We start from the raw sequence: 20,046 nt of genomic DNA, 5'->3' as shown, positions 1-20,046 counted from the left end.
AGGTTGCATATGAGTACCGACCGGATCGAAAAAGAAGTTCTGCTCAAGGCGCCCCTGGACCGGGTGTGGCGGGCCATCAGCAATTCCGAGGAGTTCGGCCGCTGGTTCGGTGTCCGCTTCGACGGGCCGTTCGTCGCCGGGGAATCGGTCAACGGAGTGATGACGCCCACCGAGGTGGACGACGAAGTCGCCGCGATGCAGGAGCCGTACGCCGGTGAGGCCGACGCCTGGCACATCGTGGCGGTAGAGCCGCCCCATCGGTTGGCGTTCCGCTGGCACCCCTACGCCGTCGAACCTGGTTCCCGTGAGCCGGAAGCGCCCACCACCCTCGTCGAGTTCACCTTGGCCGAGGCTGACGGCGGGGTACTGCTACGCATCGTCGAATCGGGGTTCGATGCCATCCCGGCTGCTCGTCGCAAGTCGGCGTTCGAGGCCAACAGCGAGGGCTGGGCCCACCAGACCGAGTTGGTGCGCGAGTACCTGGCCCGCGGAGCAGCGGTGTGACCACCGCCGTCGACAAGCGCGCCCCGCTGTTCGACGCGTTGGGCGATCCCAACCGGCTGCGCATCGTCACCCGGCTCTGCGATGACGGACCGTGCTCGACAACCCAACTGACGCAGGTGATCTCGGTATCGCGCCAGGCGGTCACCAAACACCTGCTGCTGATGGAGGCGGTGGGCCTGGTGAGCAGCCAACGCCAGGGGCGCGAGCGCATCTGGCGCATCCAGCCGCAACCGCTGGCCGAAGCCAGTGACTACCTGACCGCGCTGTCGCATCGCTGGGACCGCGCCATCGACCGCTTGCGGGCCTACGTCGAGGACTGAGCGCCGCGCAGCTCGCGGCGCAGGATCTTGCCCGCGGACGACTTGGGAATCGCGTCGATGAACTCGACCTGGCGCACCTTCTTGTACGGCGCCACCAGGCCGGCCACGAATGTCATCACTTCCTCGGCGCTGAGTTCCGATGAAGATTGTCTGACCACGAAGGCTTTCGGCACTTCCTCGCCGGATTCGCTGTCCTGCACCCCGATCACCGCGGCGTCGGCAATGCCGGGGTGGCCCAGCAGCACGGCCTCCAACTCGGCCGGCGGCACCTGGTAGCCCTTGTATTTGATGAGCTCCTTCAACCGATCGACCACGTACACGCAGCCGTTGGCATCAACCTGGGCCAGGTCTCCGGTGTGCAGGAAGCCGTCGGCATCGATGGTCTCCTTCGTGGCCGCCTCGTTGTTGAGATAGCCGGCCATCACGTTGGGCCCCTTGAACCACAGCTCGCCGGTTGCGCTCAAACCCTCTGCCGGAATGTCGATTTCATTTCCGCTGTCGGGATCGACCAGCTTGCTGACACCGTTGGGGACGGTCCAGCCGCACGAGTCCAACGGCGCCACCGTGCCGACTGTGGCCAGCCCGCCGTCGTGCGGGGTGATGTGGCTGACCGGGCTCAACTCGCTCATGCCGTAGCCCTGAGAGACCGTGCAGCTCAACCGGTCCGCCACGGCCCGCCCGAGATCGGCATCGAGCGAGGCGGCGCCGGAGAGGACGGCCCGCAGCGAGGACAGGTCGTAGGAATCGACCAGCGGGTGCTTGGCCAGAGCGACCGCCACCGGCGGGGCGATGTAGACGAAGGTGCACCGGTGGGTCGCGATGTTGTCCAGGAATTCACCGAGGTCGAACGACGGCATGATGACCAGCCGGGCGCGGGCATGCAGCGCGGCGTTGAGCAACACGGTCATGCCATAGATGTGGAAGAACGGCAGCACGGCCAACAGCCGGTCATCGGAAGTCAGGCCCTGCAGCGGGCGGATCTGTGCCACGTTGGCCGTCAGGTTGGCGTGGGTGAGCATGACGCCCTTGGGATTGGCCGTGGTGCCAGAGCTGTACGGCAGGGCGGCCAGATGCGTGGCCGGATCGAAGCTCACCTCCGGTGCCGGGCCCTCGGCACCGAGGCCGGCGCTGTCGAGCACCACCACCTGGTCCTCCGTGAGGCCGGCCGCCAGCGCTCCCTCAAGGGCCTGGGGCAACAGCGCGCTCACCGTGACCAGCAGGCGGGCCTTCGAATCCTTGAGCTGCTTGGTGATGTCCCGTGCGGTGAACAACGCGTTGACGGTGGTGGCGGTCGCGCCGGCCCGCAGGATGCCGTGGAAGGCGATCGCAAAAGCCGAACTGTTGGGGGACAGCAGGGCGACCACGTCACCCACACCGATCCCGCGGACCGCCAGTCCACCGGCGAACGCGTCGATCCGGCGCACCAGCTCGCCGTAGCTGGTCTCGGCGCCGGACTTCGCGTCGACCAAGGCGATGCGGCCGGCGTCGGCGGGGGACATGTCGGCGAAAAGATAGTCGTAGACGCTGACGGTGGGCAGCTCGACGTCGGGGAAGGGACTGGCGATACTCATGGGCTGGCTCCGATCAGTTCTCGTCGAGTTGTTTGATGAGCCGGCGCGAGGCGACCAGGCGGAACGAGGCGTCGACGAGTTCGCGCACTTCGACCCAATCTACTTTCGCGGCGGTGAAGTCCAGACCCAGCCAGCCGAACGGCCCCATATAGGCCGGGAAGAAGAAACGGCTGTCCTGTTCGAGCGCCCGGCGGTCGCTCTCGTCGACCTTGATCAATAGCGAATGTGGATACGGCGTCATCTCTCCGCGACCTTCGGGTTTGACGTTGCCGCCGTACATCGCGAACATCTTCGGCGCGCAGAAGACGGGCCTGCCCCAGGAGACCTTTTCGAAGGCCTCGGGAAACCCCAGGGCGATGGTGCGCAGTTCCGTCAGGCCCAAGTCGTCGTCACTGAACATGATCGGGTGCGGCATGCCCCAAGGTTAGTGGGGGCGTCAGAGGGCTCCGATAGCCTGCCAGGGTGAGCGATGAGCCGACCGAAGCTGCCGACGCCGTGCTGCCCGAACAGCCCGATGCCGACGAGCGGCGACGGTGGCAGGAACTCGCCGATGAGGTCCGCGGACACCAGTTCCGCTACTACGTCAAAGACGCGCCGGTCATCTCCGACGCCGAGTTCGACCTGCTCCTGCGGCAGTTACAGGCCCTCGAGGCCGAGTACCCCGAGTTGCGGACCCCGGATTCTCCGACGCAACTGGTCGGCGGTGCCGGGTTCGCCACCGAGTTCGCCCCGGCAGAGCATCTGGAACGGATGCTGTCTCTGGACAACGTGTTCGACACGGACGAGCTGTCGGCCTGGGCGGCGCGGATCAAGGGCGAGATCGGCGACGCGGCGCACTATCTGTGCGAACTGAAGATCGACGGAGTGGCACTGGCGCTGGTCTACCGGCAGGGCCGGCTGGTCCGGGCCGCCACGCGTGGTGACGGGCGTGCCGGCGAAGACGTCACGCTCAACGCCCGCACCATCGACGACATCCCGGAACAACTCGCGCATTCCGACGAGTTTCCGGTGCCCGACGTGTTGGAAGTGCGCGGCGAGGTGTTCTTCCGGGTCGCCGATTTCGAGGAGCTCAACGCTGGTCTGGTCGCCGAGGGCAAGCCGCCGTTCGCCAATCCTCGCAACAGCGCGGCGGGCTCGCTGCGGCAGAAGAACCCGGCGGTCACCGCGCGGCGCAAACTTCGGATGATCTGCCACGGGCTGGGGCATATCGAAAGTGCCGGGGGTTTTCCGTTCACCTCTCTGCACGACGCCTACCGGGCCCTCGGTCAGTGGGGCCTGCCGGTATCCACCCATACCGCAAAGGTTTCCGGGGTGGCCGCCGTTGCCGAGCGGATCGCCTATTGGGGCGAACACCGCCACGACGTCGACCACGAGATCGACGGCCTGGTGGTCAAGGTGGACGAAGTCGCGCTACAGCGTCGGCTCGGTTCGACCTCGCGCGCGCCCCGGTGGGCCGTCGCCTACAAATATCCGCCGGAAGAGGCCACCACCAAGCTGCTCGACATCCGGGTGAGCGTGGGCCGCACCGGCCGGGTCACGCCGTTCGCCTACATGGAGCCGGTCAAGGTGGCCGGATCGACCGTCGGACTGGCCACGCTGCACAACGCGACAGAGGTTCAGCGCAAAGGGGTGCTGATCGGCGACACCGTGGTGATCCGCAAGGCCGGCGACGTCATTCCCGAGGTGCTCGGCCCAGTGGTCGACCTGCGCGACGGATCCGAGCGTGCCTTCGTCATGCCGACCAACTGCCCCGAATGCGGCACCGTGCTGGCCCCCGCCAAGGAAGGCGACGCCGACATCCGCTGCCCGAACACCCGCAGTTGCCCAGCGCAGTTGCGGGAGAGGGTGTTTCACGTCGCGGGCCGTGGCGCATTCGACATCGAGGGGCTCGGCTACGAAGCGGCCACCGCTCTGCTGCAGGCCGGGGTGATCGCCGACGAGGGCGACCTGTTCACGCTGACCGCTGATCAGTTGCTCCGCACCGACCTGTTCACCACCAAGGCCGGCGAATTGTCGGCCAACGGCAAGCGCTTGCTGGCCAATTTGGACAAGGCCAAGGCCCAGCCGCTGTGGCGGGTGCTGGTCGCCCTGTCGATCCGCCACGTCGGTCCCACCGCGGCGCGGGCCCTGGCCACCGAGTTCGCCAGTCTGGATGCCATCGTCGCCGCCGGAGAAGAGCAGCTGGCCGCGGTGGAAGGGGTAGGCCCCACGATCGCAGCCGCGGTCGTGGACTGGTTCACCGTCGACTGGCACCGCGCGATCGTCGACAAGTGGCGCGCCGCCGGTGTCCGGATGGCCGACGAGCGTGACGCCAGCATCGAGCGCACCCTGGAAGGCCTGTCGATCGTGGTAACCGGCTCGTTGCCCGGATTCTCCCGCGATCAGGCCAAGGAGGCCATCATCAGCCGCGGCGGCAAGGCCGCCAGTTCGGTGTCGAAGAAGACCGCGTACGTGGTGGCCGGGGATGCGCCCGGCTCGAAGTACGACAAGGCCGTCGAACTGGGGATCCCGATCCTCGACGAGGACGGCTTCCGGACGTTGTTGGCCGAAGGCCCGCAACCGACGTCCGACGAGGGGTAGCTCGGCGGTTCAGCGCAGGATCGTCGCGACGATGCCGGCCAGGTAACCCAGCCGCGCCACCTCCGACGGCCGGAAGCCCGGCCCGCCCGGGCGGCCCAGCACGACCGCGGTGTCATGGTCGCCCAACGGCGCGGCGGCCAGGGTGGTGTCCATGTCCCGCCACACCTGCGGCACCCAGTCTCCGCTGCCGTCGAGCGCGACGGCCTGCGCCAGCGGCAACCACGGCGCCGACTCGGCCTGGGTCTCGGGCGCGCCGTGGCTCGCGGCGATGCGTTCCACACCCGTCCCGGCGGAATGGACCACGACGCACCAGCTGACGCGCAGGACCCGGGGTGCCTCCTCGGCGAGCACCCGCAACCGGTCCGCCTTGGAGTGTGCGGCCGCGACGTGGTCGATCAGCTCAAGCTCGCGGTGGGCTTCGAGTAATCCGGTATGCGGGCGGATGCTGTCGACATAGACGCCGGACAGGTTCTCGGCAGCGGTGATCAACGTGTCGGGCATGGAGCCCTGCGGCAGTTCGACGACCAGGTCGTCGATCGCGTAGCCGGTTCCGCGCTCGACGACGTCGAGGGAAAGGATGTCGGCGCCGACCGAGCCGAGCGCCACGGCAAGGGAGCCGAGGCTGCCTGGTCGGTCCTCAAGCTGGACCCGCAGCAGATACGAAGGCACGCGCAACACCTTTGCACAGCCGGGGGTGCCGCGGCATGCCGGTAGCCGGCCCGGAGTACCGCCGGGGCGAGCCCGGTTTGGTGCTTTGACTAGGCTGCTTTGTCGTGTCGAAGATCTCCCGAGACGAGGTAGCCCATCTGGCGCGTCTGGCGCGCCTGGCGCTGACCGATGACGAACTGGACAGTTACGCCGGCCAGCTGGATGCCATCCTCGGCCACGTCAGCCAGATTCAGTCCGTCGACGTCACCGGCGTGGAGCCCACAGACAACCCGCTGAAGGACGTCAACGTCAGCCGGCCCGACGTGGTCCAGCCGTGCCTGACGCAGGAGGAGGCGCTGGCCGCCGCGCCGCGTGCCGAAGACGGGCGCTTCGCCGTGCCGCGGATTCTCGGAGAGGGTGAATGACGAGCATGAGTGAGCTGACCCGCCGCGACGCGGCGACCCTGGGCGCCCAGATCGCGGCCAAGGAGGTCTCCTCGACCGAGGTGACTCAGGCCCACCTGGACCAGATCGCCGCGACCGACGAGCGATTCAACGCTTTCCTGCACGTGGCAGCCGATTCGGCACTGGCCGAGGCGGCGCGGATCGACGCGGCCGTGGCGGCGGGTGAGACGCTGCCCTCGCCGCTGGCCGGGGTACCGCTGGCGCTCAAGGACGTGTTCACCGCCACCGACATGCCGACCACCGCCGGGTCCAAGATCCTCGAGGGCTGGCGTGCGCCGTACGACGCGACCGTCACCGCCAAGCTGCGCGCCGCGGGTATCCCGATCCTGGGCAAGACGAACATGGACGAGTTCGCCATGGGTTCGTCGACCGAGAACTCGGCCTACGGCCCGACGCGGAACCCGTGGAACACCGAGCGGGTGCCGGGCGGGTCGGGCGGCGGCAGTGCGGCCGCTCTCGCGGCGTACCAGGCCCCGCTCGCCATCGGCACCGACACCGGCGGGTCGATCCGTCAGCCGGCCGCGCTCACCGCCACCGTCGGTGTCAAGCCCACGTACGGCACCGTGTCGCGCTATGGCTTGATCGCTTGTGCATCCTCGCTGGACCAGGGCGGTCCGTGTGCTCGTACCGTGCTCGACACCGCGCTGCTGCACCAGGTGATCGCCGGTCATGACCCGCGTGACTCCACCTCGGTGGACGCCCCGGTGCCCGACGTGGTCGGTGCGGCCAAGGCCGGCGCGGCGGGCGATCTCAAGGGCGTGCGGGTCGGCGTGGTCAAGCAGCTGCGTGGCGAGGGATACCAGCCCGGCGTGCTGCAGTCCTTCAATGCCGCCGTCGCCCAGCTGAGGGCGCTGGGCGCCGAAGTCAGCGAGGTCGACTGCCCGCACTTCGATCACGCGATGGACGCCTACTACCTGATCCTGCCGTCGGAGGTATCCAGCAACCTGGCCCGCTTCGACGCGATGCGGTTCGGGCTGCGCGTCGGCGATGACGGCACGCACAGCGCCGAAGAGGTCATGGCGCTGACCCGGGCCGCCGGGTTCGGTCCGGAAGTCAAGCGCCGCATCATGATCGGCACCTACGCACTGTCGGCGGGTTACTACGACGCCTACTACAACCAGGCCCAGAAGGTGCGGACGCTGATCGCCCGCGATCTGGAGCAGGCCTACCAGAGCGTGGATGTGCTCGTGACGCCGACGACCCCCACCACGGCCTTCGCCCTGGGGGAGAAGGTCGACGACCCGCTGGCCATGTACCTGTTCGACTTGTGCACGCTGCCCCTGAACCTGGCCGGGCACTGTGGCATGTCGGTGCCGTCGGGCCTGTCACCCGACGACGGCCTGCCCGTCGGCCTGCAGATCATGGCGCCGGCCCTGGCCGACGACCGGCTCTACCGCGTCGGCGCAGCCTACGAGGCTGCCCGCGGCCCGTTGCCCAGCGCGCTGTAACCGATTTATGCCCGGCAGGGCCGGGGCAGGCGGGGCAAGATGGTGCCATGCGCATCGGAGTACTCACCGGCGGCGGTGACTGTCCTGGCCTGAACGCGGTGATCCGGGCGGTGGTGCGTACCTGCGACCAGCGTTACGGGTCGTCGGTGGTCGGATTCCTCGACGGCTGGCGCGGCCTCCTGGAGGATCGCCGCATCCAACTGGCCAACGACGATCGCAACGACCGGTTGCTGGCCAAGGGCGGAACCATGCTGGGCACCGCGCGGGTCAACCCCGACAAGCTGCGGGCCGGCCTGGACCAGATCAAGCAGACCCTCGAAGACAACGGGATCGACGTGCTGATCCCGATCGGTGGCGAAGGCACCTTGACCGCCGCGCACTGGCTGTCCGAGGAGAACGTCCCGGTGGTCGGAGTGCCCAAGACCATCGACAACGACATCGACTGCACGGACGTGACTTTCGGCCACGACACGGCGCTGCAGGTGGCGACCGAGGCGATCGACCGGCTGCACAGCACGGCCGAATCGCATCAACGGGTCATGCTCGTCGAGGTCATGGGCCGCCATGCGGGGTGGATCGCGCTGAACGCCGGGCTGGCCTCCGGCGCGCACATGACGCTCATCCCCGAACAGCCTTTCGACGTCGAAGAAGTGTGCCGGCTGGTCAAGAAACGGTTCCAGCATGGGTCGTCACACTTCATCTGCGTCGTCGCCGAGGGAGCCAAACCGGCCGAGGGCACCATGCAGTTGCGTCAGGGCGGGATGGACGAGTTCGGCCATGAGAAATTCACCGGCGTGGCACAGCAATTGGCGCTCGAGGTGGAGAAACGCATCAAGAAGGACGTCCGCGTCACCGTGTTGGGACACGTCCAGCGTGGCGGCACTCCGACGGCGTATGACCGCGTGCTGGCCACCCGGTTCGGCGTGAACGCCGCCGACGCCGCACATGCCGGCGAGTTCGGGATGATGGTGTCGTTGCAGGGGCAGGACATCGGCCGGGTGTCGCTGGCAGATGCGACCCGCCACCTCAAACTGGTGCCGCAGTCCCGCTATGACGACGCCGCGGAGTTCTTCGGCTAGACCAGTGCCAGGGCCGGGGTCCCCGGCGTCCACCCCGGCCTGGCCCGAAACACCGCCCCACTAGGATCGACACCATGTCTGTCGCTACCGCTGAACTCGTCGACTACGACGACGTCATCGCCGCCTACGAGCCGGTAATGGGCATGGAGGTGCACGTCGAGCTGTCCACGGCCACCAAGATGTTCTGCGGCTGCGCCAATCGGTTCGGTGCCGAGCCCAACACGCTGGTCTGCCCGGTGTGCCTGGGCCTGCCCGGCTCACTGCCGGTGCTCAACGAGGCGGCTGTCGAGGCGGCGATCCGCATCGGCCTGGCGCTCAACTGCGATATCGCGCCCTGGGGCCGGTTCGCCCGCAAGAACTACTTCTATCCGGACCAGCCGAAGAACTACCAGATCTCGCAGTACGACGAGCCCATCGCCGTCAACGGATACCTCGACGTGCCCCTCGACGACGGCACCACGTTCCGGGTCGAGATCGAGCGTGCCCACATGGAGGAGGACACCGGCAAGCTGACCCATCTGGGCAGCGACACCGGCCGCATCGCGGGCGCCACGACTTCACTGGCCGACTTCAACCGGGCCGGCGTTCCACTGATCGAGATCGTCACCAAACCGATCGAGGGAACCGGGGCGCGTGCGCCGGAAATCGCCCGGGCCTACGTCACGGCCCTGCGGGATCTGCTGCGCGGCTTGGGCGTCTCAGATGTGCGGATGGATCAGGGATCGATGCGGTGTGACTCGAACCTGTCGCTGAAGCCCGTCGGTGCCGCCGAGTTCGGCACTCGCACCGAGACCAAGAACGTGAACTCGCTCAAGAGCGTCGAGGTGGCCGTCCGGTACGAAATGCGCCGCCAGGCCGCGGTTCTCAACTCGGGCGGCACCGTCACCCAGGAGACCCGGCACTTCCATGAGGACGGGTACACCTCGCCGGGGCGCAGCAAGGAGACCGCGCAGGACTACCGCTACTTTCCCGAGCCCGACCTCGAGCCGGTGGCGCCCAGTGCAGAGCTCGTCGAGCGGCTGCGGCAGACCATCCCCGAGCTGCCGTGGTTGGCGCGCAAGCGGATTCAGCAGGAGTGGGGCATCTCCGACGAGGTGATGCGCGATCTGGTCAACGCCGGGGCGGTCGAATTGGTGGCAGCCACCGTCTCCCACGGCGCGTCCAGCGAGGCCGCCCGCGCCTGGTGGGGCAACTTCCTGGTGCAGAAGGCCAATGAAACTGAGGTCGAGCTCGAGGCGCTGCCGATCACCCCGGCCCAGGTGGCCGCCGTGGTCAAGCTCGTCGACGAGGGCAAGCTGTCCAACAAGCTGGCCCGCCAGGTGGTCGAGGGCGTGCTGGCCGGTGAGGGCGAACCCGAGCAGGTGATGACCGACCGCGGCCTGGCTCTGGTGCGTGACGACTCGGTGATCCAGGCTGCTGTGGACGAGGCGCTGGCCGCCAACCCGGATGTGGTGGAGAAGATCCGCGGAGGCAAAGTCCAGGCCGCCGGCGCCATCGTCGGCGCGGTGATGAAGGCCACCAAGGGCTCGGCTGACGCCGCCCGGGTGCGGGAGTTGGTCCTGGCCGCGTGCGGGCAGGCCGGATAACCGGCCGCTCAGCTCATCGGCCCGGCGAACATCGTCATCGCCGCGGCGGCGTATTGCTCGAGCCGCTCGCGCGGGTAGTTGTCGGGATCGTGTACGGCCAACCGGCCGAGCATCTCGGCGAACGAGAGCAAGGTGTGGCCGAGTAGCTCGGGATCGAGCGCGGACAGCCGGGGATCGACCGCGATACCGGCTTTCGCCATCTGCTCGACCTGCGCGAGGATCTGGTTGCGCGCGTTGCGGACCGCCGCACGGTAGTCCCGCGGGGCACTGTCGGGCACGGTGAGGATCAGCCGCCAGCGCGTCGGATTCTCCAACACGCAACGGAGGAATCCGGTGACGGTCGCGGTGTAGGCGTCCGTCGGGCCGGTGGCGGACAGATTCGTGGGCAGCGCGGAGAGCACCTGGCTCAGCCCGTTCTGGTGCTCGCGGATGAGCAAGGCGGTCACGAGTTCGGTGCGGGTCCGGAACGCGGTGTAGAGGACGGGTTTGCCGACTCCGGCGGCTTCGGCGACCGCCTCCATCCTCAGCTCGTGCAAGGGACAGTGGTGGAGCACGGCCATCGCCGCGTCCATGAGTTGCTCGCGCCGTTCTTCACGCGGGAGCCGCGGTGCATATCTGCGGCGCTGGCGGTCAGGCACCCGGACAATGGTACGTGATAGCCAAACCATTTCTAAGGCCACGCTGTCGGCGACGGATCTCTGTCTCGCCGGCCGCGCGTCGATCTCAGGTCAGTGGCGCGGAGTCGGCTGATGCCGAAATATATTGCGCGTCAGGTGTTGTCGGCATTGGTGCGCGGGAATCCGCCGCCCTGCGGGAAGAGCGGGAAAACGACGTCGTCGAAGCTCTCGGCATCGCCGGTGGTGCGATTCACCGTCGCGCCCCACACATTGCCGTCGGGGGAGAGCTGCAACGCCCACGCATGCCCGCGCACGTTCTCCCGGACCACCTCCGGGTCACCGGTGACCGCGCCGGTGTCGGGCGCCAGCCGCACCGCCACGGTCTTCTTGGAATCGACCAGGTTCACCAACACCGTGCCCTCCAGGGCCGCGCACCCGGCAACGCCCGGCCGGTCCGGCCACGTCCACACCGTGGACACCTTGGAATCCTTGGTGATCCGCTGCAGCCGATCGGCACTCGGAGTGCGGTCGGTGACGTAGAGCGAGCCGTCAGCCGAGTCGACGCACATGGCACCGGCAGCACCCAGGCCGCTCAGCGCCGTGGTGACCGGGGCCTGGTTGACCGTGGTGGGCTGCTCGATGCGCAGCACCTTGCCTGCCAGCGAGTTGGGATCGGCGGCCAGTGCCGGATCGCCGGCATCACCGGTCTGCACCAACAACGTGGTCTTGCTGGTGAAGGTCAGCGAACCCATGTTGCCGCTGGCCCCCTTGGGGATGCCGGTGAGAATCGGTTTCGGCACGTCGCCGTCGGCGATGCGGATGACCCGGTTGTCGCTCGGAGTGCTGACGTAGGCGTACATCAACCGGTCCTGGCTGTACGTCGGCGACAACACGATGTCCATCAAGCCGCCGTCGCCGGACGGGTCGACCGGGATCGTCACTTTGACCTTCGGTTCGGCCTTCACCGAAACCTGCTTGACCGCACCCGTGAGCCGCTCACCCACCAGGGCGGACTGGCTGTCGGGCAGCATGACCAAACCGCTGGTGCTGTCCAGGCAGCCCTGCATCACGCCCGTCGCCTTGCATTCCTTCGGGAACGGCTTGGCCGGCAGCGGCGGCGGAGGCGGCGGCGTCGTGGTCGGCCCCGGCTCCATCTTCGGTTCAGTGGTGAACGGCTCGGACTGGGCCGCGTCGAACCGGGCGCAGCCCGAACCGACCAGCATCGCGGCACACAGAACGGCGGCCACCCCCGTCATCCGCCGGCGCGATTTCATGCCGCCAGATTACGGATGACCCGGCGGTGCGCGCCACGTCGGGACCGGGCACCGCGACGCCGGCAGCCCGATACCAGGCAGAAGCGCCGGGGTAAATACCCGGATCGAACCGAACTTGCACTTACCCTGGCAGCTGTGACCAGTCACTCGCAGGACCCACAAGCCTGGCAACGACCGGGTTACTCGGACGATTCCGCCAGGCCGGCCGGAGCCAGCCTGGTCGACCCGGAAGACGACCTGCCGTCGGCGACGTACGGCGGGGACTTCGAAACCACCGCGATTCCGCGCTACGACTCCAAATCAGGTGACCAGTCGGCGTTCAGCCTGGTCGCCGACCCTGAGCCGCTGCCGTACGTGCAAGCCGGCGGCGCCGCCCCGATGGGATCCTTCTCGGCAGAACCCGCCGAGATCGAGCGCGACGAGTTCGTCGACGACCGGATCAAGGCGGCCGGTCGCAGAGGCACCCAGGACCTCGGTCTGCTGATCCTGCGGGTGGCCCTCGGCGGGCTGATGATCATCCACGGCCTGCAGAAGGCATTCGGTTGGTGGGGTGGCCCGGGCCTGGACGGGTTCAACACCTCGCTGACCGAGTTGGGCTTCAAGAACGCCGACATCCTGACTTATGCGGCCACCGGCGGCCAGATCGCCGCCGGTGTGCTGCTGGTGCTGGGGCTGTTCACGCCGATCGCTGCGGCCGGAGCGCTGGCCTACCTGATCAACGGGGTGCTGGCCACGGCGATGGCGGCCCACGAGCAGGCCCGGCTTGCCGAAGTCATCACCGACGGCACCGAATACCGGATGATCGTCGTCGTCGCCGCGGCCGCCATCATCCTGACCGGTCCCGGTCGCTACGGATTCGACGCCGGCCGCGGCTGGGCCCGCCGCCCCTTCGTCGGATCCTTCGTCGCCCTGTTGCTGGGGGTGGCCGGCGGCATCGCCATCTGGGTGCTGCTCAACGGCGGCAACCCCCTCGGCTGACCCGACCCTCAGGCGTACGGATTCGGTACCCGTCCGCCGCTCACCTCGGTCAGCAACGGCAGTGTTGCGAACGTCACGGCCGGCAGGCGCAGGTCGGTTCCGTCGGTCAGGTCGGCGATCGCCCACGATGACCGGTCGAACCGCAGTCCCTTGATCTCTTCCCAGGACACCGTGCGGCTGCGCGTCAGAGTCCGTGCGGTCACGGAGTCGGCATCGACGGTGGTGCGGTACCGGAAGATGGCTGCCGACAAGGCAACCGGGATCACCAGCAGCACCGAGAACAGGGTCGGATTGCTCAGCACCAGGGTCAACAGGCCCAGCGTCAGGAAGCCGACTGCCAGGTGCGCCATGGGCGATATCCGGATGACGACGGGGGCGGTTGCCGAACGTGCGCTCACAGCTTCATCCTTGCACCACCTGATCGGCCGGCCCGCCGGCCATCAGCCGGGGGGACGTCCGAAGCGAAGCAATTTGACCTTTAACCTGTACGGCAGCTACCGTCAGGTGCTATGCAGACCCCCGGATTGCTCGTAGTAATTGGTTGGCGCGTTGATGCCGCGCTGGCCCTCTGCCGGGCATAGCCAACCGCATCGACGCGCCACCCTCGTACAGCTACCGGCTGACGGGGGTTTTTTATTTGCCCGCAAGCGCGCCGGAACCATTGAAAAATTGAAGTTTCCGCCAAGAGGAATGTGACGCAAACCGTGAAGAGGACATCGTGAGCGCACCGACAACACGACCGCCGGCCCGGTCAGCAAGCGCGCCCGCCAACGGCGCGGCCAAGGCCAAATCAGAAGCGGGTCAGCCCAATCGGGTGGCACCGCAGCAGCTCACCGGCGCCCAGGCGGTCGTCCGGTCGCTCGAAGAGCTCGGCGTCGACGTCGTCTTCGGGATCCCGGGCGGCGCAGTGCTGCCGGTCTACGATCCGCTGTTCGACTCGCAGAAGCTGCGCCACGTGCTCGTCCGCCACGAGCAGGGCGCCGGCCACGCGGCCAGCGGCTATGCCCACGCCACCGGCAAGGTCGGCGTGATGATGGCCACCTCGGGTCCGGGTGCCACCAACCTGATCACCCCGCTGGCCGATGCCCAGATGGACTCCATCCCCGTGGTGGCCATCACCGGGCAGGTCGGGCGCAGCCTGATCGGCACCGACGCCTTCCAGGAAGCCGACATCACCGGTATGACCATGCCGATCACCAAGCACAACTTCCTGGTGCGCGACGGTGACGACATCGCCCGGGTGATGGCCGAGGCCTTCCACATCGCCCGCTCGGGCCGGCCGGGGGCGGTGCTGGTCGACGTTCCCAAGGACATCCTGCAGGGGCAGTGCACCTTCTCGTGGCCGCCGCAGATGGACCTGCCCGGCTACAAGCCGAACACCAAACCGCACAGCCGTCAGGTCCGCGAGGCCGCCAAGCTGATCGCGGCGGCGCGCAAGCCGGTGCTCTACGTCGGCGGCGGTGTGATCCGCGGTGAGGCCAGTGCCGAACTGCTCGAGCTGGCCGAGCTGACGGGCATCCCGGTCGTCACCACGCTCATGGCCCGCGGTGCGTTCCCGGACAGTCACACCCAGCACCTGGGAATGCCGGGCATGCACGGCACCGTGGCCGCGGTGGGCGCCCTGCAGAAGAGTGACCTGCTGATCGCCCTGGGCACCCGGTTCGACGACCGCGTCACCGGTCAGCTGGCCTCGTTCGCCCCCGAGGCGAAGGTGATCCACGCCGACATCGACCCGGCTGAGATCGGCAAGAACCGGCACGCCGACGTGCCGATCGTGGGTGACGTCAAGGCGGTCCTCACCGACCTGATCGAGGTGCTGCGCCGCGACGGGACCACAAGCGCCACACTGCAATTGGACAGCTGGTGGGAATACCTGTCCGGGCTGAAGGCGACCTACCCGCTGAGCTACGGCCCGCAGAGCGACGGCAGCCTCAGCCCCGAGTACGTGATCGAGAAGCTCGGCCAGATCGCCGGACCCGAGGCGGTCTATGTCGCCGGGGTCGGCCAGCACCAGATGTGGGCCGCGCAGTTCGTCAAGTACGAGAACCCGAAGACGTGGCTGAACTCCGGTGGCCTGGGCACCATGGGCTTCGCCGTCCCGGCGGCCATGGGCGCCAAGTTCGCCCGGCCCGAGGCCGAGGTGTGGGCCATCGACGGCGATGGCTGCTTCCAGATGACCAACCAGGAATTGGCCACCTGCGCCATCGAAGGTGCGCCGATCAAGGTGGCGTTGATCAACAACGGCAACCTGGGCATGGTGCGGCAGTGGCAGACGCTGTTCTACGAGCAGCGTTACAGCCAGACCGACCTGGCCACGCACTCCCGCCGGATCCCGGACTTCGTCAAGCTGGCTGAGGCGCTGGGCTGCGTGGGTCTGCGCTGCGAGCGGGCCGAGGACGTCGAGGACGTCATCAACCAGGCGCGGGCCATCAACGACCGCCCGGTGGTCATCGACTTCATCGTCGGTGCCGACGCGCAGGTGTGGCCGATGGTCGCCGCCGGCACCAGCAACGACGAGATCATGGCGGCCCGGGACATCCGGCCGCTGTTCGACGAAAACGACGACGAGGGGCATGCCTGATGAGCAACACCACCCCCACCCACACCTTGTCGGTGCTGGTCGAGGACAAACCCGGTGTGCTCGCCCGGGTGGCCTCGCTGTTCTCCCGTCGCGGCTACAACATCCAGTCCCTGGCTGTCGGCGCCACCGAGCAGAAGCACATGTCGCGGATGACGATCGTGGTCAGCGTCGAGGAATCGCCGCTGGAGCAGATCACCAAGCAGCTCAACAAGCTGATCAACGTGATCAAGATCGTCGAGCAGGAGGACGACAACTCAGTCTCCCGCGAGCTCGCGCTGATCAAGGTGCGTGCCGATGCGTCCAACCGTGGCCAGGTCATCGAAGCGGTGAACCTGTTCCGCGCCAAGGTGGTTGACGTCTCGACTGAGTCCTTGACCGTCGAGGCGACCGGAACTCCGGAGAAGCTGGAGGCCCTGCTGCGGGTCTTGGAGCCCTACGGTATCCGCGAGATCGCACAGTCCGGCATGGTGTCGGTCTCGCGCGGTCCCCGTGGTATCAGCGCAGTGAAGTAAGCACGTCAAGTAGCGTTAAGCGGCTGTAGAGCTAGAAAGAGAAGGAAAATTTCGCATGGCAGTTGAGATGTTTTACGACGCCGACGCGGACCTGTCGATCATCCAGGGTCGCAAGGTCGCCGTCATCGGCTACGGCAGCCAGGGGCACGCGCATTCGCTGTCGCTGCGTGATTCGGGCGTGCAGGTCAAGGTCGGCCTGAAGGAAGGCTCGAAGTCCCGCGTCAAGGTCGAGGAGCAGGGCCTCGAGGTCGACACCCCGGCCGAGGTGGCCAAGTGGGCCGACGTGATCATGGTGCTCGCACCCGACACCGCGCAGGCTGAGATCTTCCGCAACGACATCGAGCCCAACCTCGAAGACGGCAACGCGCTGTTCTTCGGCCACGGCCTCAACATCCACTTCGGCCTGATCAAGGCCCCGGCCAACGTCACCGTCGGCATGGTCGCCCCCAAGGGCCCGGGTCACCTGGTGCGTCGTCAGTTCGTCGACGGCAAGGGCGTGCCCTGCCTGATCGCGATCGACCAGGACCCCAAGGGTGAGGGCCAGGCCCTGGCGCTGTCCTACGCCGCCGCCATCGGCGGTGCCCGCGCCGGCGTCATCAAGACCACCTTCAAGGAAGAGACCGAGACCGACCTGTTCGGTGAGCAGGCCGTGCTCTGCGGTGGCACCGAGGAACTGGTCAAGGCGGGCTTCGAGGTCATGGTCGAGGCGGGCTACGCCCCCGAGATGGCCTACTTCGAGGTGCTGCACGAGCTCAAGCTCATCGTCGACCTGATGTACGAGGGTGGCATCGCCCGCATGAACTACTCGGTGTCCGACACCGCGGAGTTCGGTGGCTACCTGTCGGGTCCGCGGGTCATCGACGCCGACACCAAGAAGCGCATGAAGGACATCCTGACCGACATTCAGGACGGCACCTTCGTCAAGCGCCTGGTCGCCAACGTCGAGGGTGGCAACAAGGAGCTCGAGGCGCTGCGCAAGGCCAACGCCGAGCACCCGATCGAGGTCACCGGCAAGAAGCTGCGCGACCTGATGAGCTGGGTCGACCGGCCGATCACCGAAACGGCCTGATTTTCATCCTGACTGGCCAGTTATTGCACGCGAGCTTTGTAAAAGCGTGCAATAACTGGCCTTTCGGCTTTTCTAGATGATTCGGTAGCCGATCGCGGCCAGCGTGCGGGATACGTTCCTGCCATCGGCGCTGCCGGGCAGCTTCTCGGTGCTGTCGAGCTGCAAGGCTTCACCGACCACGCCGTACAACTCGGTCGACACCGGATCGTCGGGCTCTGGCGGCTCGATGCGGCCGTCTGGGTAGATGCACTGGGCCCGGATGGCCCATGACTGTTGTGAGGCGGCGACGACGTGGTAGCCGTGCAACGGCGGGCTCACGTGATACAGCTCCATATCGCCCACCGCGAACAACTTCATGACCGGATCGGTGTGCGGTACAGAACCCACCAAACGGGCGATGCCAGTGCTCACCGCATAAATCTAAGCGCCGGTGGAGGGGGTGCGGCGCAGCAGTTTTCGAGTCAGCTCAGCTGGCACAGCCGATGGGCGCGGGTTCGCCGGCTTCCGAGGCGGCCTCGCAGGCTTCCCGGAACCAGGCTCCGCCGGCGTCCCCGGTCGCATACCCGCCACCGGCTTCGCCGCGCGCGTAACCACCGCCGGCGCTGCCCGTTGCATACCCGCCGCCGGCCTCTCCCGTCGCTTACCCGCCACCCGCGCTGTCGTTCGCATAGCCGCCGCCGCCAGGATCGCCAACGACCGCGCGAGCAATCCACGTCGGCGGCGACCCGGCCCGGATGCGTCGTACTACGCGGCCAGCCGCTGGGCGACGCCGACCACACGCCGGGCCAGGTGGTCGAGGGCATCGTTGGTCGCGTCGTCGAATTCGGCGATGTTGTCGCGGTTGGCGATCAGGCCGACGCCATAGGGATTGCCGTCGGCGAACTTCACCTGGTCGGTGTAGCCGGGCGGCACGATGATCCCGCCGAAGTGCATCAGCGACACGTACAGATTCAGCAGTGTCGACTCCTGCCCGCCGTGCAGAGTCTGCGATGAGGTGAAGGCCGCATATACCTTGTCGGCGAGCTTGCCTTCCGCCCACAGTCCGCCCAGCGAGTCGATGAAGGCACGGAATTGAGCGGTGGGAGAACCGAACCGGGTGGGTGAGCCGAAGATCACCGCATCCGCCCACACGATGTCCTCTCCGGTGGCCGCCGGAAGTTCCTTGGTGGCTTCGTAATTGGCGGTCCAAGCCGGATTGTGGGCGAACGACGCCGGATCCTGCGTCTCGGCGATGTGGCGAAGGCGCACCTCGGCGCCGGCCGATTCCGCGGCGGCGGTAACGCGTTTGGCCATGGTGGTGCCGTGGCCGGTGGCGGAGTAATAGATGACGGCTACCTTGGGCTGGGTCATGGCGCCAGCTTAGGCAGTTCCGTGATGCCGAACTCGCGTTTGAGCACGGTGCGCGCCGCGTACAGACCTGCCATGCCGTGTACCGCGGTGCCCGGTGGCGTCGCCGACGAACACAGGTAGGCCTTGGGGATCGGCGTGGTCCAGGGGTTGGCGCGCAGCGTCGGCCCGACCATCGCGGCGAACAACGTCGCGCCACCGACGATGATGTCGCCTCGTACGTAGTTGGCGTTGTGCTGCGACATCTGGTCCGCGGGGACCGCCCGTGCCGCCAAGACCAGATCCCGGAAACCCGGGGCGGCTTCTTCGAACATCGCGGTCACGGTCTCGGTCAGGTCTGCGGGTGAGTTCGCCGGCACGTGCGAGTACGTCCACAGTGGGCGTCGGCCCTGGGCATCGACACGGCCGGGATCGACCAGATGCGGCAGCGCCGCGAGCGTCATGGGGCGCCGGGCATGCCGGCCCGCGGCGACTTCCCGTTCGGCCGTGGCCATCTGTGCGCGCGTGCCGCCCAGGTGCACGGTCGGCGAGGTGCTCATCCGCGGATCCCGCCAGGGGATCTCACCGGAGAGCACGAAGTCGATCTTGCACACACCAGGGCCATATCGGTAGCGGCGCAACGCTTTTGCGTACCGTGCCGGCACCGAGTCGCCGTAGATGTCCAGCAGCGCCGTCGGCGCGGTGTCATAGATGACGACGCCGCCGGGTGGGTCTGTCACCGGCGAACTCGTGATCAATTCGCCGCCGTGGGCGCGCAGATCGGCGATCAGTGCGTCCGAGATCCGTTGCGTGCCGCCGACCGGAATGGGCCAGCCGGCAGTGTGTGCGACGGTGCCGAGCATGATGCCGGCGCCGCTGTTGACGGGCGACGGCATGCGGGAGATGGCGTGTGTGCCCACGCCGGTGAACAGGGCGCGCGCGTCCTCGCCACGCAGTACGCCCCAGGCCGGGCTGCCCTGTGCGAGCACCCGCAGGCCCGTCCGCACCGTCGTCGGAAGGTCCGGCGGCAACGAGCGTTTGTCGCCGAGGAAGAACCCCAGCACGCCGTCGGACTGCTCCACCAGTGGCCCGAACAGCCGCCGCCACGAGGCGCCGCGTTCCAACTCGTCGCACGTCCGGTCCAGCGACCGGTAGGCGATCGCGGCGCGCCCCGACGGCAGCGGGTTGGCATACGAGATCTCCGGCGCCCGCAGTTCTACGCCACGCGCGGCCAGATCGAACTCGGCGAAGAACGGTGACACCACACCCATCGGATGCACCGCCGAGCACACGTCGTGCAGCACATCGGGATACTCGGGGTCCGCGGCACTGCGTGCGCCACCGCCCGCGGTCGGTTGGGCTTCGATCACCCTCACCGACAAACCGGCCCGTGCGCAGATGACAGCGGCGGACAGCCCGTTGGGGCCGCTGCCGACGATCGTGACGTCCACGCCCATCAGTACATCGCACGCGGTTCGGCTGTGGTAGG

The 20,046-nt window shown here is 67.7% G+C and carries 20 protein-coding genes; 11 read left to right on the top strand and 9 right to left on the bottom strand.

The features are described 5' to 3' along the window. Window positions 1-9 precede the first annotated feature (9 nt). Entirely contained in the window at window positions 10-504 is a 495-nt protein-coding gene (locus K6L26_RS21005) for an SRPBCC family protein (protein ID WP_019346524.1), read from the top strand. Continuing rightward, on the top strand, window positions 501-824 hold the full coding sequence (locus K6L26_RS21000) for an ArsR/SmtB family transcription factor (protein WP_019346525.1): 324 nt from the start codon (window positions 501-503) through the stop codon (window positions 822-824). The genes K6L26_RS21005 and K6L26_RS21000 overlap by 4 nt, the downstream gene beginning before the upstream one ends. Here the strand turns inward: K6L26_RS21000 and K6L26_RS20995 are convergent. Next, on the bottom strand, window positions 809-2,395 hold the full coding sequence (locus K6L26_RS20995; RefSeq protein ID WP_221851446.1) for a 4-coumarate--CoA ligase family protein: 1,587 nt from the start codon (window positions 2,393-2,395) through the stop codon (window positions 809-811). The two genes, K6L26_RS21000 and K6L26_RS20995, sit on opposite strands and share 16 nt — an antisense overlap. A 13-nt stretch (window positions 2,396-2,408) precedes the next feature. Continuing rightward, window positions 2,409-2,810, bottom strand: coding sequence for an MmcQ/YjbR family DNA-binding protein (locus K6L26_RS20990; protein WP_019343145.1), 402 nt, complete (start codon window positions 2,808-2,810; stop codon window positions 2,409-2,411). Between the two features lie 47 nt (window positions 2,811-2,857). Here K6L26_RS20990 and ligA point away from each other — a divergent pair, with 47 nt between their 5' ends. Further along, window positions 2,858-4,975, top strand: coding sequence for an NAD-dependent DNA ligase LigA (gene ligA / locus K6L26_RS20985; RefSeq protein WP_019343144.1), 2,118 nt, complete (start codon window positions 2,858-2,860; stop codon window positions 4,973-4,975). A 9-nt stretch (window positions 4,976-4,984) separates the two neighbouring features. Here ligA and K6L26_RS20980 read toward each other — a convergent pair whose 3' ends face one another. Further along, complete coding sequence (locus tag K6L26_RS20980) at window positions 4,985-5,653, bottom strand: ACT domain-containing protein (RefSeq protein ID WP_043367635.1); 669 nt, start codon at window positions 5,651-5,653, stop codon at window positions 4,985-4,987. A 95-nt stretch (window positions 5,654-5,748) separates the two neighbouring features. Between K6L26_RS20980 and gatC the strand changes: the two genes are divergently transcribed. The 4 genes from gatC (at window position 5,749) to gatB (ending at window position 10,200) form a co-directional block, all read left to right on the top strand. Beyond that, window positions 5,749-6,048 (top strand): Asp-tRNA(Asn)/Glu-tRNA(Gln) amidotransferase subunit GatC, encoded by a 300-nt coding sequence (gene gatC / locus K6L26_RS20975; protein WP_019343142.1) that lies wholly within the window; start codon window positions 5,749-5,751, stop codon window positions 6,046-6,048. Between the two features lie 5 nt (window positions 6,049-6,053). Continuing rightward, window positions 6,054-7,535, top strand: a complete 1,482-nt coding sequence (gene gatA / locus K6L26_RS20970) for an Asp-tRNA(Asn)/Glu-tRNA(Gln) amidotransferase subunit GatA (RefSeq protein ID WP_221851444.1) — start codon at window positions 6,054-6,056, stop codon at window positions 7,533-7,535. Between the two features lie 47 nt (window positions 7,536-7,582). Beyond that, window positions 7,583-8,614, top strand: a complete 1,032-nt coding sequence (locus K6L26_RS20965) for an ATP-dependent 6-phosphofructokinase (RefSeq protein WP_019343140.1) — start codon at window positions 7,583-7,585, stop codon at window positions 8,612-8,614. 74 nt (window positions 8,615-8,688) lie between these two features. Next, the gene (gatB, locus tag K6L26_RS20960) at window positions 8,689-10,200 is read left to right on the top strand and encodes an Asp-tRNA(Asn)/Glu-tRNA(Gln) amidotransferase subunit GatB (RefSeq protein ID WP_019343139.1); all 1,512 of its coding nucleotides are present in this window, start codon (window positions 8,689-8,691) and stop codon (window positions 10,198-10,200) included. Between the two features lie 8 nt (window positions 10,201-10,208). Here the strand turns inward: gatB and K6L26_RS20955 are convergent, their stop codons facing one another. Both K6L26_RS20955 and K6L26_RS20950 read right to left on the bottom strand, forming a co-directional pair. Then, window positions 10,209-10,868 carry a TetR/AcrR family transcriptional regulator gene (locus K6L26_RS20955; RefSeq protein ID WP_043367634.1) on the bottom strand — a complete coding sequence of 220 codons (660 nt, stop codon included), beginning with the start codon at window positions 10,866-10,868 and terminating at the stop codon, window positions 10,209-10,211. Between the two features lie 101 nt (window positions 10,869-10,969). Beyond that, window positions 10,970-12,091, bottom strand: a complete 1,122-nt coding sequence (locus K6L26_RS20950; protein ID WP_019343137.1) for a PQQ-dependent sugar dehydrogenase — start codon at window positions 12,089-12,091, stop codon at window positions 10,970-10,972. A 135-nt stretch (window positions 12,092-12,226) separates the two neighbouring features. Here K6L26_RS20950 and K6L26_RS20945 point away from each other — a divergent pair, with 135 nt between their 5' ends. Beyond that, window positions 12,227-13,069, top strand: coding sequence for a DoxX family protein (locus K6L26_RS20945; protein WP_019343136.1), 843 nt, complete (start codon window positions 12,227-12,229; stop codon window positions 13,067-13,069). Between the two features lie 8 nt (window positions 13,070-13,077). Here the strand turns inward: K6L26_RS20945 and K6L26_RS20940 are convergent, their stop codons facing one another. After that, the gene (locus K6L26_RS20940; protein WP_019343135.1) at window positions 13,078-13,419 is read right to left on the bottom strand and encodes a PH domain-containing protein; all 342 of its coding nucleotides are present in this window, start codon (window positions 13,417-13,419) and stop codon (window positions 13,078-13,080) included. A 368-nt stretch (window positions 13,420-13,787) separates the two neighbouring features. On the opposite strand from K6L26_RS20940, the gene K6L26_RS20935 reads away from it, so the two are divergent. From K6L26_RS20935 to ilvC, 3 genes are read left to right on the top strand one after another with little or no spacing between them, the layout of a single operon-like run. Then, entirely contained in the window at window positions 13,788-15,650 is a 1,863-nt protein-coding gene (locus K6L26_RS20935) for an acetolactate synthase large subunit (RefSeq protein WP_036388294.1), read from the top strand. Then, a complete protein-coding gene (gene ilvN, locus K6L26_RS20930) occupies window positions 15,650-16,162 on the top strand; it encodes an acetolactate synthase small subunit (RefSeq protein ID WP_019343133.1) in 513 nt (170 codons plus the stop codon). Before K6L26_RS20935 ends, ilvN begins: the two co-directional genes overlap by 1 nt. Window positions 16,163-16,217: 55 nt before the next feature. Beyond that, the gene (gene ilvC / locus K6L26_RS20925) at window positions 16,218-17,231 is read left to right on the top strand and encodes a ketol-acid reductoisomerase (RefSeq protein WP_036388291.1); all 1,014 of its coding nucleotides are present in this window, start codon (window positions 16,218-16,220) and stop codon (window positions 17,229-17,231) included. 72 nt (window positions 17,232-17,303) lie between these two features. Here ilvC and K6L26_RS20920 read toward each other — a convergent pair whose 3' ends face one another. From K6L26_RS20920 to K6L26_RS20910, 3 genes are all read right to left on the bottom strand, one after another. Further along, complete coding sequence (locus K6L26_RS20920; protein WP_019343131.1) at window positions 17,304-17,642, bottom strand: hypothetical protein; 339 nt, start codon at window positions 17,640-17,642, stop codon at window positions 17,304-17,306. A gap of 333 nt (window positions 17,643-17,975) precedes the next feature. Then, window positions 17,976-18,581 carry an NAD(P)H:quinone oxidoreductase gene (gene wrbA / locus K6L26_RS20915; RefSeq protein ID WP_076212614.1) on the bottom strand — a complete coding sequence of 202 codons (606 nt, stop codon included), beginning with the start codon at window positions 18,579-18,581 and terminating at the stop codon, window positions 17,976-17,978. After that, the gene (locus tag K6L26_RS20910; protein WP_221853446.1) at window positions 18,578-20,008 is read right to left on the bottom strand and encodes a phytoene desaturase family protein; all 1,431 of its coding nucleotides are present in this window, start codon (window positions 20,006-20,008) and stop codon (window positions 18,578-18,580) included. Before K6L26_RS20910 ends, wrbA begins: the two co-directional genes overlap by 4 nt. Window positions 20,009-20,046 lie beyond the last annotated feature (38 nt).

This window comes from Mycobacterium farcinogenes (genome assembly GCF_019739075.1).
Lineage (GTDB): Bacteria > Actinomycetota > Actinomycetes > Mycobacteriales > Mycobacteriaceae > Mycobacterium > Mycobacterium senegalense.
The sequence above is the reverse complement of the archived record's forward strand: the minus strand, read 5'-3'. Positions and strand labels throughout refer to the sequence as shown.